The 13641-nt window shown below is 41.8% G+C and carries 13 protein-coding genes and 2 pseudogenes; 6 read left to right on the forward strand and 9 right to left on the reverse strand.

Going from position 1 to position 13641, the window contains the following annotated elements; translation table 11 throughout:
• Positions 1-184 precede the first annotated feature (184 nt).
• A pseudogene (locus tag BCU75_RS16020) lies at positions 185-1066 on the reverse strand (IS5 family transposase).
• A gap of 56 nt (positions 1067-1122) precedes the next feature.
• Between BCU75_RS16020 and BCU75_RS16025 the strand changes: the two are divergent.
• Both BCU75_RS16025 and BCU75_RS16030 read left to right on the forward strand, forming a co-directional pair.
• Entirely contained in the window at positions 1123-1485 is a 363-nt protein-coding gene (locus BCU75_RS16025; protein WP_069595600.1) for an H-NS family nucleoid-associated regulatory protein, read from the forward strand.
• 242 nt (positions 1486-1727) lie between these two features.
• Positions 1728-3113, forward strand: a complete 1386-nt coding sequence (locus tag BCU75_RS16030; protein ID WP_017096766.1) for a GGDEF domain-containing protein — start codon at positions 1728-1730, stop codon at positions 3111-3113.
• A 77-nt stretch (positions 3114-3190) separates the two neighbouring features.
• Here the strand turns inward: BCU75_RS16030 and BCU75_RS24595 are convergent, their stop codons facing one another.
• The 5 genes and pseudogenes from BCU75_RS24595 to BCU75_RS16045 form a co-directional block, all read right to left on the reverse strand.
• A complete protein-coding gene (locus BCU75_RS24595) occupies positions 3191-3514 on the reverse strand; it encodes a hypothetical protein (protein WP_241905390.1) in 324 nt (107 codons plus the stop codon).
• 7 nt (positions 3515-3521) lie between these two features.
• Positions 3522-3677: pseudogene (locus BCU75_RS24600) on the reverse strand (transposase); the annotation flags it as partial.
• A gap of 6 nt (positions 3678-3683) precedes the next feature.
• Positions 3684-4079, reverse strand: a complete 396-nt coding sequence (locus tag BCU75_RS24605) for a transposase (RefSeq protein ID WP_102258085.1) — start codon at positions 4077-4079, stop codon at positions 3684-3686.
• A gap of 475 nt (positions 4080-4554) precedes the next feature.
• Positions 4555-5163 (reverse strand): ATP-binding response regulator, encoded by a 609-nt coding sequence (locus BCU75_RS16040; RefSeq protein ID WP_339385710.1) that lies wholly within the window; start codon positions 5161-5163, stop codon positions 4555-4557.
• Positions 5063-5554 (reverse strand): DDE-type integrase/transposase/recombinase, encoded by a 492-nt coding sequence (locus tag BCU75_RS16045; RefSeq protein ID WP_102466225.1) that lies wholly within the window; start codon positions 5552-5554, stop codon positions 5063-5065. Before BCU75_RS16045 ends, BCU75_RS16040 begins: the two co-directional genes overlap by 101 nt.
• A gap of 145 nt (positions 5555-5699) precedes the next feature.
• On the opposite strand from BCU75_RS16045, the gene BCU75_RS24705 reads away from it, so the two are divergent.
• Entirely contained in the window at positions 5700-5828 is a 129-nt protein-coding gene (locus tag BCU75_RS24705; protein WP_261382809.1) for a hypothetical protein, read from the forward strand.
• A 33-nt stretch (positions 5829-5861) separates the two neighbouring features.
• Here BCU75_RS24705 and BCU75_RS16050 read toward each other — a convergent pair whose 3' ends face one another.
• Positions 5862-6362 (reverse strand): transposase, encoded by a 501-nt coding sequence (locus tag BCU75_RS16050; protein WP_102466226.1) that lies wholly within the window; start codon positions 6360-6362, stop codon positions 5862-5864.
• Positions 6363-7746: 1384 nt separating this feature from the next.
• Here BCU75_RS16050 and BCU75_RS16060 point away from each other — a divergent pair.
• Entirely contained in the window at positions 7747-8793 is a 1047-nt protein-coding gene (locus tag BCU75_RS16060; RefSeq protein WP_102466497.1) for a replication initiation protein, read from the forward strand.
• 191 nt (positions 8794-8984) lie between these two features.
• Here the strand turns inward: BCU75_RS16060 and BCU75_RS16065 are convergent, their stop codons facing one another.
• Positions 8985-9938, reverse strand: a complete 954-nt coding sequence (locus BCU75_RS16065) for a ParB family protein (RefSeq protein ID WP_102258082.1) — start codon at positions 9936-9938, stop codon at positions 8985-8987.
• A 1-nt stretch (position 9939) separates the two neighbouring features.
• Positions 9940-11187, reverse strand: coding sequence for a ParA family protein (locus tag BCU75_RS16070; RefSeq protein ID WP_102474451.1), 1248 nt, complete (start codon positions 11185-11187; stop codon positions 9940-9942).
• 655 nt (positions 11188-11842) lie between these two features.
• On the opposite strand from BCU75_RS16070, the gene BCU75_RS24775 reads away from it, so the two are divergent.
• Together BCU75_RS24775 and BCU75_RS16090 are read left to right on the forward strand one after the other, a co-directional pair.
• Entirely contained in the window at positions 11843-12010 is a 168-nt protein-coding gene (locus BCU75_RS24775; RefSeq protein ID WP_371700257.1) for a hypothetical protein, read from the forward strand.
• An 862-nt stretch (positions 12011-12872) separates the two neighbouring features.
• Positions 12873-13394, forward strand: coding sequence for a hypothetical protein (locus BCU75_RS16090; RefSeq protein WP_241904472.1), 522 nt, complete (start codon positions 12873-12875; stop codon positions 13392-13394).
• Positions 13395-13641: the final 247 nt, after the last annotated feature.

Here is a 13641-nt window from a genome sequence, read left to right on the forward strand (position 1 = left end):
GGTATACACAAGCTTAAATTAAACGTTGGAACGCGCGTTTTTCTTCTTTGATTTATAGGCTTTCATTGAAATTTTTAAAGCAAGCTGTTTTTGTTTAATTGAAATGAGTTGTCTAGTTACGACCTTATGGGGCTTTGTTGCGTAATTCAGTTTAGAGACAGAGCAGCCCCATTTCGCGTATTTCTTAGTCAATACGACAAGTTTCAGGCATACCTAATCCAGTAAGCTTGTTCAACGCTTTTATCATCGCGTAAGTTTCACCCACCTGTGCATTATAATTTATTAAGCTCAATCGTCCTCCTAGTAACTGTTTAACTCGATACATCGCCGTTTCTGAGAGTGAACGTTTGTGGTATCCATACCGCTCTTTCCAATACTTATTTGAGCCGTATAACTTCTGACAACCCACGGCAATATTTCGAGGGTGACCACGCTCCCAGAAGGCTGCTCCTTCTCTTGGGGGAATAAGCGCAATGGCCCCCTTAATCTTAATAGCAGCGTGACACGCTCTCGTGTCGTAAGCGCCATCACCAGACACCTCAAGGATACTTCGGCGTGTTTGTTTCAGTAAGTTCGGGAGTACTTCTCCATCTGTAACCGTCGATAAACTTAGCTCGGCGGCAATGATCTCATGAGTGTTGGTATCGACGGCAATATGAAGCTTTCGCCAGACTCTACGCTTGCCATCCGTCCCGTGTTTTTTGACTTTCCATTCACCTTCGCCATAAACCTTAAGGCCAGTAGCATCAATAGCTAGGTGCTGTATCGCTCCTCTCGTTTTAGTCTTAAATGAGACCTCAACTTGCTTGGCTCTACGACTGATGCAGGTGTAATGCGGACAACTTAACGGAACATGGGTTAACCTAAATATCGAGTCGATAAATCCTCGCAGCGCTGTCGTGATAGCTAAACCACTGAACCGACGTGGCCTCCCGCGCTTATTCTGTTTGCTTTGCGCCCAACCGCTTATTGCCTCTTCATCAATCTAAAAAGTCAGAGAGCCACGGTTAATGAGTGATTGGTTGTATTGCTTCCAGTTGGTTGTTTTATAAAGAGGTTTAGGAATAGGGCTACGAGAGAGTGGACGTAGCTGATCAGATCGTAGGTTCTTGATTTAGTTCCATTGAATTACGCAACAAAGCCCTTAATATCCGCTCGCTTCGGGCGTTCTCTCGTGAATTAACACTTGAGGAACTTGAAGAAGCACTTAAGAAGTTAACGACCGTCTTTCTTAAACGGCAAGAAACAAAATTCGCTGAAATCGTAAATCACATCAAGGTTGATGTTGAAGCTCTCATAGAAGCTCTATCAGGAAAATCAAAAAAGAACACAAAAGGTAAACGTAAGCCTCGCCCTGCTAAATATAGATACACCGACGGGAACGGCAGAGCACAAACATGGACTGGTCAAAGTCGCACCCCTTCCATAATTCAAGAACAGCTTGATGCTGGTAAATCACTTGATGATTTCTTGATCGCGAAATAGTCGCTTCTTTCCCCCCTCCTGCAGTAGGAAGATTTGATCTTGTTGTTAACAACAAGATCAATATTCATATAGAAACGAAACAGAAGCCTTGTTTAAGTTAGTTCGATAGGCCTGAAACCGAAGGCGGGATCCCCATCCTTATTAATGATAATATTAAACGCAGTATTTGGGAAAAATCTCCTAGATTGAATCATTATCTATAAAAGTTAAGTCCTAAGACACCCAATGAAGGCGATATATAAATGGCAAAAAAAAAACGAGCACTCACTTCACTCACTCTTTTTTACAGCCAAGTTTTCTGCAAGGTGATTGCAGCTTTGTCTGTTCTCATTTTAGCTTCCTATCTTTTTGATATTAAATGGCTCTATCGACCAACAAGCCATGGGGCAGCTACGCATCCTATAACTGCTTTTATCTTTTTACTTCTTTCTTGCGCCTGTATTTGGCGGAAAAAGAGTCTGAAGATAACCAGAAGCCTTGTAAGCCTTGCTTTTTTCATACTTGTCATTCGTTTCTATCAACAAAGTACTGGAATTAATTTAATTGACCCTGTTCTAAGTTATTTCATCTTTTTTGATACCCCACTTCACGCAGAGTCTCCCATCGAGATGGGGTTTAATACATCAGTAATGCAACTTTTTGCTGTCATAGCCATTTTTTTCCTCTTAAATAGACGTCCTTGGTATCTAATACAAATTTTTGCCATTACCGCTATTTTCCTCCCATTTGTCTCAGCCGTTGGTTACGCTTATGGTATTGATTCATTTTATGGCCAGATGTCTCCGGTCACCACTATATTAGGGTTCTTTTTAACCATATCAATTTTTGGTCTCACAGCCCACCGAGGCGCACTTAAAACACTCTTATTACCTACTTTAGGAGCGAAAATAGCGCGTACGCAGTTAATCTTTGGGTTGTTATTTTGCCTAGCTGGCGGCTTTCTCACCACTTATATTTTGGATGATGAAACCAGCGGTTTTGCTATCTATGTAGTGGTGGTCTGTACGTATATCACCTTTACAATGCTGGCTAGTGGTATTACTTATGAGCAATTCGATAAACGTAGACGCCTCCTTGAAAAACAACTCCATAAATCCGCAATTACTGACCGGTTAACTGGATTGTATAACCGATCAGAGTTCGATCAAAAAATCCAAGCAGTATTTGAGCAACAAAACCTGAACCAGGAAATAAATAGTTTACTATTAATAGATATTGATTTTTTTAAGCAATTCAATGATACCTATGGGCACTTACTAGGGGACAAAGTTTTGCAGCTCGTCGCTAATGTTCTGAAAAACAATACACGCTCTTCTGATCTAGTTTGTCGTTATGGTGGAGAGGAATTCACTATTTTACTTCTTCAAACAGATCTTGAAATCGCCAGCAAGATCGCTGATAACTTAAGAATATTGGTGAGTGAACAAAACCTCACAGCCCCCCTAGAATACGAATCAGATCAGCAAGTGACCATCTCTATAGGATGCGCTAGCCTCTCACAAGCGGAGACAGTCAAAGAGGTGATTAAGCTAGCGGATAATGCTTTATATGAAGCAAAGAAACAGGGGCGAAATAGAATATGTCTCGCTCACGATAAGAGTGAACGCAAAACTTATGACAATTTTTAGCGGCATCGAGAAATCCTAAGAGCGGTTTTGTTGCGTAATTAAATTTAGAGATAGAGCTACCCCGTTTCGCATGCTTTTTAGTCAATACGACAAGTTTCAGGCATACCTAACCCAGTAAGCTTGTTCAACGCTTTTATCATCGCGTAAGTTTCACCCACCTGCGCATTGTAATTTCTTAAGCTCAATCGCCCTCCTAGCAACTGTTTAACTCGATACATCGCTGTTTCTGACAGTGAACGTCTGTGGTATCCATACCGCTCTTTCCAATACTTATGTGAGCCGTATAACTTCTGGCAACCCACGGCGAGATTTTTGGGGTGACCACGCTCCCAGAAGGTTGTTCCTTCTGACTCGCTTAATCTTAATAGCTGCGTGCCACGCTCTCGTGTCGTGAGCGCCATCACCAGACACCTCAAGGAGGCTTCGGCGTGTTTGTTTCAGTAAGTTAGGGAGGACTTCTCCATCTGTAACCGTCGATAAACTTAGCTCGGCTGCAATAATTTCATGAGTGCTTGTATCGACTGCAATATGTGCTTTCGCCATAAACCTTAAGGCCAGTAACATCAGTGGCTAGGTGCTGTATTGCTCCTTAAATGAGACCCCAACTTGCTTAGCTCTACGCTGATGCAGGTGTAATGTGGACAACTTAATGGAACATGGAAATCTAAATAGCGAGTCGACAAATCCTTGTAGCGCTCTCAGTGGCATAGAAAACACGCGTTTCACCATGAGTGCTGTCGTGATAGCCAAATCACTGAACCGACGTGGTCTCCCGCGCTTATTCTGTTTGCTTTGCGCCCAACCGCTTATCGCCTCTTCATCAAACCAAAAGGTCAGAGAACCACGGTTAATGAGTGATTGGTTGTATTGCTTCCAGTTGGTTGTTTTGTAAAGAGGTTTAGGAATAGGGCTGCGAGAGAGAGTGGATGTAGCTGACCAGATCGTAGGTTCTTGATTTAGTTCCATTGAACCACATTGGTTATATACTTACTCATAGCAAGCTACCCGCTCAAGCGTATGTGTTTAGCGCTGCCAATATTCAACGAGTCATGAAGAATTAAGGAATTAGCTGCCAAACCGCTACAATGACACTCGCTTCCAAAAGCAAAAGGTTCTCTATTTAATAAAAACTGCGGTTTATTTGCTTGGTTCCGAAATAATGTTTCACGAGTAAAGGCCTAAGTTAAGCCGGATAACCAAACTCGGCGACAAGTATGTACACTATAAGCTCATGGCGTTAGAACAGCGATTGTCAATCTTTTTGGAAAAAAAACTGAGACAATGGTGTCGAGGAATTTTAGAAAGAGCTGGGCAATAGTGACCTCCCCGCAAAAACGCCCGGAGCATAAGATTACTGTTACACAACCAAACTGAATATGAAAACTATGCTTTTTATACCTAACATTTCTCTCTGTGCCCAAAGCTAGTCATGCAGATTAATTTATGGACTGTTGGCCTTTTCTACAGCTTGGTTTGACAGATATTGATTAAAGACCGAATCTAACACCCCCTCATTGACTGGTTTTGTGATGATTTCTGCGCAGCCAACCTCACGCATTTTAGTTAGGTTTTCCTCGAAGGCATCAGCGGTACAAGCGATGACGATGCTATCACTATAGGGTGAAGATAAAGCCTTAATACGTTTCGTAGCCTCAGTACCATCCATAATAGGCATATGGTTATCCATCATGATTACGTCATAAAAGGTTCTGCTTGCTTGCTCAAAACCTTTTTGTCCGTCAAGGGCAATATCACACTTAAAACCTCTTTTCTTTAGGAATTTAGATAGGATGATGCTATTTACACGATTGTCTTCAACAATCAAAGCTTTCAGCCCTTCGCCATTAAATAACTTCATTGGTTCATTTATTTGCTCTCTAGGCTGTGATACAACTTTGACAGGCACGCAAATGATAAAGCGTGTCCCTACACCTACTTTACTTTCCAAGTTAAGCGTGCCATGCATAGTATCTACGAGCTTGGAAATAATAGTTAAGCCAAGTCCAGTCCCTTCCTGTACGGAACAATGACTCGACATACGGGTTATCATCACTGACTCTTGGCCGGCTATACGATGAGGTAATACCTAACTCTTCCATTTTTGCTTTAAACGTCAGCGACTTCATCGGTGCACCATTATCTGAGTGAAGAACCAGTGCTTGATTGAAGCATTGCTCTCGCATCAACGTTCGTTGCAGAAGTTGTGACGCCAGCTCACCGCATTCATGCTCATACACTTCATAACCAACAATTTTTCGACTGTAGATATCCTCAATGACATACAGGTAATAGTGTTGGCCTCGAACCCTTGAAGGTAAGTGATTGATATACAATGCATAAAATTGGTTCGAGTCCGTCGCTGTGTAACTGGTTGGCTTCGTTTGCTTCTGTCTGCTCCGCTGACGACCTCGTTTGTGAAGTTGCCCCTGCGTACTCAGCACTCAATAGTAGATCGACTCAGAGGCGATATACTCACCTCTCTCAAGCAGTGTCAGGACGATTTGAGTTGGAAGCAAGCTTGCGAACTCAGAGCGGTTACACACCTCACGCTCTTCCTGCGACAGCTTGTTAGCAGGCTCTGGTCTGATGCATATGGCCTTTTGTCAGCTTGGACTTCACCTTGCTGATACCAGCGACGATACGTTCTCAAGTCAATTTGAACTTCATGGCAAGCTGGCTCTAAACGGCATCCGCATTGCTTCGCTTCAAGGATAATCGTCACTATGGTCTGCCTTTCATCGGTTGAGGTTAGTCGTCCTCTGGCTCTTCCCCGTAAAAGGCTCTCAGCTTTTTTCTTAGTACCAAGAGGGCGGCCGTTTCAGCGAGTGCTTTTTCTTTGAGTCGTAAATCTTTCTTCAACTCTTTGATTTCAAGTTTGTCAGCTTTAGCCTGCTTCTTTGCTTCAGCTTCCCGCTCTTTACTCGACTTAAACCCTTGCATACATTCGCGGCGCCAGCTTTGGATTTGTTCTGGAAAAAGACCTTTTTCACGAGCATATTGGTTGAGTTCACTTTCTGTCATTGAGTAGGTTTTAGCGATAATGGCAAGTTTAGTTTGAGCAGACCACTGCTCTGATGAAGTGTTGGTATTTGGGACGGCGGCTCCTGAATGTCTGAGTTGCTGGCGCCAATGATACAGGGGCGCAGTGCTAATTCCTTCGTCTTCTGACACTTCTTTAACTGACATCGAATATGGAGGTAATAGCTTCTTCAATATAGCTTCTTTTCTTTCTACTGAGATACGAGACACAATTACTCTTTATCGCCCAAACTGGTTAAATTCTAACAGTGACAACTACCCTGCCAGATAGAGATAGTGTACGGTTTCGAGAATAACTTCAGAGGGAAAGTGGCAGCCTTTAAACATGACGATTCAGAGTGTTGAGTGGAAATTGAACAAATCCTAACCTAAAGCTTCAAAGTTTGCGATAGAACCATTTTCAGGTTGTCGAAGAATTGTGTGGGCAAGTTGATGTGGAAGTTGGCCATATTTCAGCAGATAAAATATACGATACCGATGACGCATTAGCGAGCGAATTTCCAGAAACTGACATAGCGATTCCTCCCAAAGAAAATCTGTATGCTGACGACGCTCATAACCCTAAAAGGGTGAGCAATTTGGTGGTGTACTCTGCATTAAGTCCCACGCGCAGGCAAAAGACAAAGCAGTATGGAAAACGGAATGTCTCAGATAATGCAATGTAGCGTTACAAAACAATTATTGGCCCCAAATTACACAGTAGAGACTTTAACAATCAACAACAGGAAATGATGCAAGCGGCATCAATATTAAATCGATTTATGCAGCTTGGTATGACCGACTATCGAGTCGCCTAATGACATCAAAAGACAAAGTGGGTTGATTACGGAAACAAAGCCACTCAGAAGTGGCTGATGAACCGTACTTTTTGTCGCCCCAATATACAACGAGATTAAAAGATCTCCCTCAGATCATATATTGAAGGTTTCTAAACCTAGATTTGTGTATGGACAACTTTCGTGAGGAACGAGCGAATAGTTGTCCATACACAAATCCGACAAAGCAACGCCAAAGCGTTGCCCGTCAGGTTTATGCATTCGTTACTCTCTATGGCACCAATACTTACGGAAATTGGAAGTCCGTAGTAGGAAAGTAGAAAAACATTGATCGATGAACGTTAAGCTAGTTTTTCTAATATTCTTTATTTTATGTGGATAAGTAGTTTTTTTATTTAATAAATTGAGTTTATCCACATTATCCACAATCTCTATAACAGTATATAACCTCTATATGATCTATAATTTATATAAGATCTATAATTGCTAAAAAACACTTTAAAATCATAATGATATTGAGGTTTTGGCAACATATTATTAGTGTGATTGATCTTGTAGTTAGTCTTGTTGATCTTTTAATTAGTCTGGGGGTAACAAGAAATTAGTGTTATTGATCTAAATTTTAGTGTGAAGGTTACATTTTTTTAGTGTCCAAACAGACTTTATCCCATAAGTCTTGATATTGAGTGTTTCATTTTAGTATTTCTATTAAGGTTACAGGAATTTAGTCTAAAATTGTGAATTACGTTCTTGAGGTTACTGAAATTTAGTCTTATCCTTGTACTACACTAATAATCTGTTACCTGAAACTAATTACTATGACTGACCATCGACAGTTGATCACAACTGAAGACTACCGTGAATTGCCTAATGACTTTTTTAAGAAAAGCCATGCTTTAGTTTTTAGCCAGCTAGGACTGACGGCGAGAGAGCATGATACATTTGCACTCTTCCTCTCTCGACTACACGAAGACCATTGGGTTGCGTATCAGGAAGGTCGACACGTATACGCACCTGAATATACGTTTCAATCTGAAGTGTTAAAGGAGTGGTTTGGTCTTTCAGCAAAGCAGCTTTATCCAACATTAAAGCCGATGGCTAAAAGGCTCTCATCGCGCAAAGTAGGCTTAATGAACGATGCTGATCAAGAATTTGATTTTATGCCTCTTTTTAGTCGAGTTGCGTATAAAAAAGGGGCGCTAATTATGGTGCCTAACGCTGAATTAATGGATGCTTATCTTGCTCAGTCAGCTGGCCACGCTCAAATTAACCATTTATCTTTTCGTCGTTTGAAGTCAGAACATTCTAAGCGCCTTTACACTATTCTATCTCGCTTTAAAAAGCCTGGAATGAAGTTGCATGAGCAATCGATAGCGCAATTACATGGTTTATTCGGTCTCTTAGATGAGCAAGGGAAGTTAACCAAATCCAGTTATACCAACAACAAGGTCTTCATGGAACGATGTATTCGTAAGCCAATCGAAGAGCTTGCTTCTAACGAAGAAGTGAGAAAAGAGCTAAGCTTTTTGGTTGATGAAGAGTCTGGATCGTATGGTTATAAAGCTCGTTATCGAGGAAAGAGTATTGTTGCGCTTGAGTTCCTTTTCCAATGGAAGCAAAAAAGTGACAATAAAGGTGAGGCATTGGAAAGAGCAAAGTTAGCTGAAGAGCTAGCACCTGATAACCCGATGTTAAAACTCGCAAAAGAAGCCTTTAATATTGTACTTTCATACCCTGTCAATGGTGAGTTAAGTAAACACCATAAACTCGCCATTGAAAGTGTTAGGATGGGTATTATCGTAATGCCTGCAGATATGCAGTTTGATTCTATTTTCTATCACAGGTTAGAGTTAATGGAATTATGATTTTCAGGTAACAGATTTTTAGTGTTTTGCAGCTAACACTAAAAATTTGTTACCTTCAGTGATACTGATCTCAAGTTTTATATTCATCAACTTTGTTATGACATCTAAATAATGAGGTGGTTTGTTGTTCATAGGGCAAAACAACCCCCATTGTCCCCATTAAAAACCCCGCTCATTGGCGGGGTTGTTATTTACTTATCTTGCACTTTTTCAGAAACAAACCGTATGATATCGTCATACACATCAACGGGCAATCTACTCAATTCAATCTTAAGCCCCCGCTTATCACTGCTGTGAGATACCTTTGCATACTTGTTCTTGTCATCGAACAGCGCTAATGGTTTAGTCTTCCAGCTTATTTTATCTTTACCCTTTAAAAGCTTCGACTCCATCTGAGCAAGAACTTGCTTTTGTTTATCTTCTACAGAGACTAAATTATCTACATCCACCTTAAGTGAACTGATGAAATGTGCCGTTGTAGTACCTTCTTTATCTAACTGCTTTTCCACTTTAGCCAGCTTAGCGTAGTAACCATTTGGGATCCCTTCGCAATCAGGAAAGACCTCAATCAAACGCTGATCAACTGATGCTGCAGCAAAGCGCTTTCGGCAAGTTTCACGTCCAATATTCAGATAGTCAGCTAGTTCATCGAGCTTCGTAAAGCCTTGTGCTTGCATCACGCTTTTGTAATCAGCTCCCAATTCTCGGTAAGACAAGCGCTTTACAGATTGAGTAGTTTGAATAAAAGCGAGCAAATCAGCTTGGTCGATCTCCCCTTCAATAACCCATAGAGGTAAATCTTTTTTAGCATGGATGCAAGTGAAACGGCGACGTGAGCTATCAAGTAACTGGTAAGTGCCCTGCCCGTCTTTGGTCGCGACGCCTTCAGTATGTACGCCCTCTTCCTGAACGCTTGGTAATATATCACGCACAGCATCAAGCGTAAGCGAATCTTGGCGACGTGGATTTAAAGGGTGAATTGCAGTTTTAACTTCAAGTTCATCTGATTTAACCACCACTCTTTCTGCAGTGGCTGTTTTTCCGCTAGCAAACGTGAATGTTTTTTTAGGGGGTTCGGCTTTAACTCGTTTTCCTAATTGATTGCCTTGGTTAAAGCCGGTTCGCTTGTCTTGAGGTCGTAACATGTTATAGCCCTTTTGTTGCTAGCTGCTTAATTTCAGTGATGAATTGGTGGTACACGGCATTCACCGATGTCATAGCTAAATCAAATTGTTTACCACTACAAATCTGCTCTGATTTTCGAATATCCAGTACTGTACGGTTGCTTTCCGCAGCCGCGACAAACGCTTCAGAGTGACGGATCGCTGTTGATAATAAATGCCCTTGCGCCGCACGCAGCAATTTATCAAACACTTTAACTTCATGAGCGCTCTTCTCATCGAAGTTCACTGGAAGCAATTTAGCCCACTTTAAATTTTTTCCTTGTGATGGTAATGCTCTAAATGTACCTGGCATAGTGGCCATGTAGTTACTCGTTGAGGCAAAATCAAACTCTCGTGGGGTGACTGGAATCAAGACCGCATCAGCCGCCTCATTCACTGCCCAGAGAATTGGAGAGTTCTGTGGGGGCGTATCGATGAAGATTAGGTCGTACTCTTCTTTAAGTATGGGTAAGATTTTTTCACGCAACACACTCAGCAAATTCCGTTGACCTATTTCATCTTGCCCCCAGTAAGAATCGACAAAGCGTTCGTCTGATGGGAAGGCAGGAATCACATCTAAGTTAGGGAGGTGAGTCTTAAACGGAATCGCTTTAACTAACTCGTCATAACGGTAGTCATTAAGGTATTGAGAAAAATCACCTTCGGGCTCTTGGCCTGCTAGCGCGATATCAACAGCTGTCATGTAGACTGATTCATCGTCGGCTTGATGAATCAGGTTTTGGCCTGTTGAGCCTTGGGGATCTAAATCTATCACTAGGCAGCGTGCATTAAGATTAAGATCAAGCGCAGCAGTGGTCGCTAGGGTCACAGTCGTGGTGGATTTGCCAGTGTCCCCTTTATGGTTTTCCACTACAACGGTTGTCGATTCAAAGCGCTGGTTGTACTTAGGAAAGTTCATGAACTCCATCATATTGGCGACGTCGAAGCGATTATACAGGTGAGTGCGTCCTTGGATAATAGGAGCGCCAACGACGCCCTGCTCGGTTGCTTCATCTATTCTAGAATTGAAGGTCACACGAGATAAGCCAAACAGCTCTTGAAGCTCTTTCTTCTTCAATGAGTGATTATAGATAAGCCTATCAACACTCCCCTCAATTTCTTTATCAGTTACTTTGATCTGCATACGCTCTTTGATAACGGCTTTCAGATCTGATTGCTCTTGCTGCATACGTTCACAAACAAGTTCTAATGAATCGATGATGGTGGTCATTGGGTGCCCTTAATGCCTTAATCTTATATAAAGCACTAAGGATGGAAATTAAACCTTTAAAGAGTATTTTTAATTAATAAAGGTTTAAGTTTGATGGGTGTCTAAACGGGGACAATGGGGGTTGTTTTCAAAAAAACCTTATCAAATCACTCTGAATATTATTCTTTCATCTGGTTTAACAGTGGTGGTGCACGAGACTTAATTAAGGGTAATAAGTACGTATTTGAGAGAGCACTAGACGTGATTTTAAAAGAGCGATCTGCTTATCGGCGTTGGGAAATTTAAGCAGGTCCGCTTTTAATAGCGGTCTACCAGTAATAGTCGGTGCTCTATTTACGGTTGAATCCAAAGGATTCTTCAACGTATTGAATAAACTTAAATAACGAGATTAACCTTGTTATTCTTAGCGTGTTCAAGTCACGCCTTAATTGTTAATTATGTTTGGGCTGGGGCGCGGTTGTATCACCTTGACTACATTGAGCTCAGGCTCTTCGGACGTTCTTCCACCGGATTATAAGAGTTAGCGACCATTCATGAGCCTTAACTTAAAGTACTATCAAGCAATAGACCAAACGATTTCAAACGCCTCCCCTCTCTTTATTATTCATTTGACCAAAGCCAAGCCTATTGGCTTACACAAAAAAGAAATGAGTTTTTGGTAGAGTTCATCAAGCCAAAGATAAAACAGCCTCAATATTCTAAATGTAAGAAAGAGCTGAAGACCATGCTGAGTATAGGCAGGAATGCCAAGGGCAACCTAGAGGAAAATTTATGGCAAATGAACGAAATTAACCTCAGTTATCAAGCCAAATTCACTCATTAGGATGAGCTCTACATCATGTTGACCGCTCTCTTTGAACAGCAGTGTTTTGCCTCAATGTTAGAAAATGAAACCTTTTTCTAAGAAGGTTAAAACTCATCGATTAAATACGTTGATTGATAAAGTCCAAGGTACAGGAGCCTATCGAGTGGAAGTGGGTCATATTGATGATCAGGAAGTTATTCATCTGCTACTGCATAGGACTGAAAAGTAAATGCTAGTCGATCTGTTGAAAGTTCGGGAATGTCTTACTGCTCGATTTTTGGTTTATGTCAGTCCTAATAGGGATCCTGATATGAGTGTGGTGATGAAAGCGGTGGAGGGGGGGGATGAATGCATGATTCATTCCCTAGGAAACTATACTTATGCTGCAAAGGTATTGGGACTCGATCGTGGCACAGTAAAAAGGAGGTATGAACGCTTTCTCAAAGAGAAAGGTGAGATGAATTGTATAAGGACATAGGTCATGGTTCATTTATCTGGTCGTTATCACTCCGCTCGGTTTATTCCTTCGCTTTGCTCCTCTGTCGACAACTTGAGTTGCTTTATCGAGCCTGCTCGATGAGCTTCTACGTTTCTGAGAACAATCACCCAAGGCACTTCTCTCTTCGTTCGAGGCACCTCGTCCTCTCTCCTCGTTGATCTCTCTGTCTTTGAATAAGTTCGAATAAGAGCTTGTTTTCTTATGCGCCGATTTCTTTCACTCGCCTCATTTTTGGGTTCGCAGGCTGTTAACCGTCTCTCCCCACAACCTGTTTTTCAAGGGAGGCTTCGCCGCTGTGCGCCCTTGCAAAGCAGAACGATGTTGAGGAGCGGACAGCCAAGCGGCTCCGAAAAGTGATACTCAAACAGAAAGGAAATTCTCATGGCGCAACAAAACTCAATCCCAACTCTCTCTAATTCAAATTCATCGACCAGCGTTTCGCCGCTGGGGCACGAAAGCTCACCAAAAAATGATGTCTCTAGTCCTTTGGCGGTATTGAAGTTGCGCTCTCAAGTCAAAAAGTGTCGTGATGAGGCGAAAAAAAAGTCTGATTGGGTTTCCAAAATCCAGCGTTTGAAAATGTTCAGTCGTCGTCAATCGCCCGAGCAGCAGGCTGATATCGCAGCGTTAAAAGACCAAGGGTTCGTTGAAGCTATCAAGCAGCAGTTTCCGCTATTGGGGTCGCGTCGTTTTGCTTTCCATGAAATCCGTGACTTTTTCATCGAATTAAATGGCGCTGGCTTTGGTGAATGGTTTCTTCACGAGCGAGCGGATCACATCATTCTGTACACCAACTACGGGTCAGTATTTCCAGCATTGCGATTTGTGACAACGGGGAGGGGACGTTTAAGTGCTCAGGGTTTTGTTTTGATGTGCGTTTTGGCGCTTAGGGTGTCACATTAAAATACATTATATGCTGACAGATCCAGGCCCGCGATTTGGGTTGTGTGTAGGAATGAGCTAGCGAAGAACCTGTTAGATCGAATCTGACAGAATCGAGCTAGCGCTTTTGCTAAATTAACAATTTATAAATGACCAAAAAAAACTAATGTTAATATTGACAGGTTTCTCTTGGGATAATATTTTAAAAAAACGAACTGACAGATGAAGTTCTGAAGTTGCCCACTTCGCCTTCTTAGGGAAGCTAGGG

This window comes from Vibrio splendidus (genome assembly GCF_002873455.1).
Lineage (GTDB): Bacteria > Pseudomonadota > Gammaproteobacteria > Enterobacterales > Vibrionaceae > Vibrio > Vibrio splendidus_J.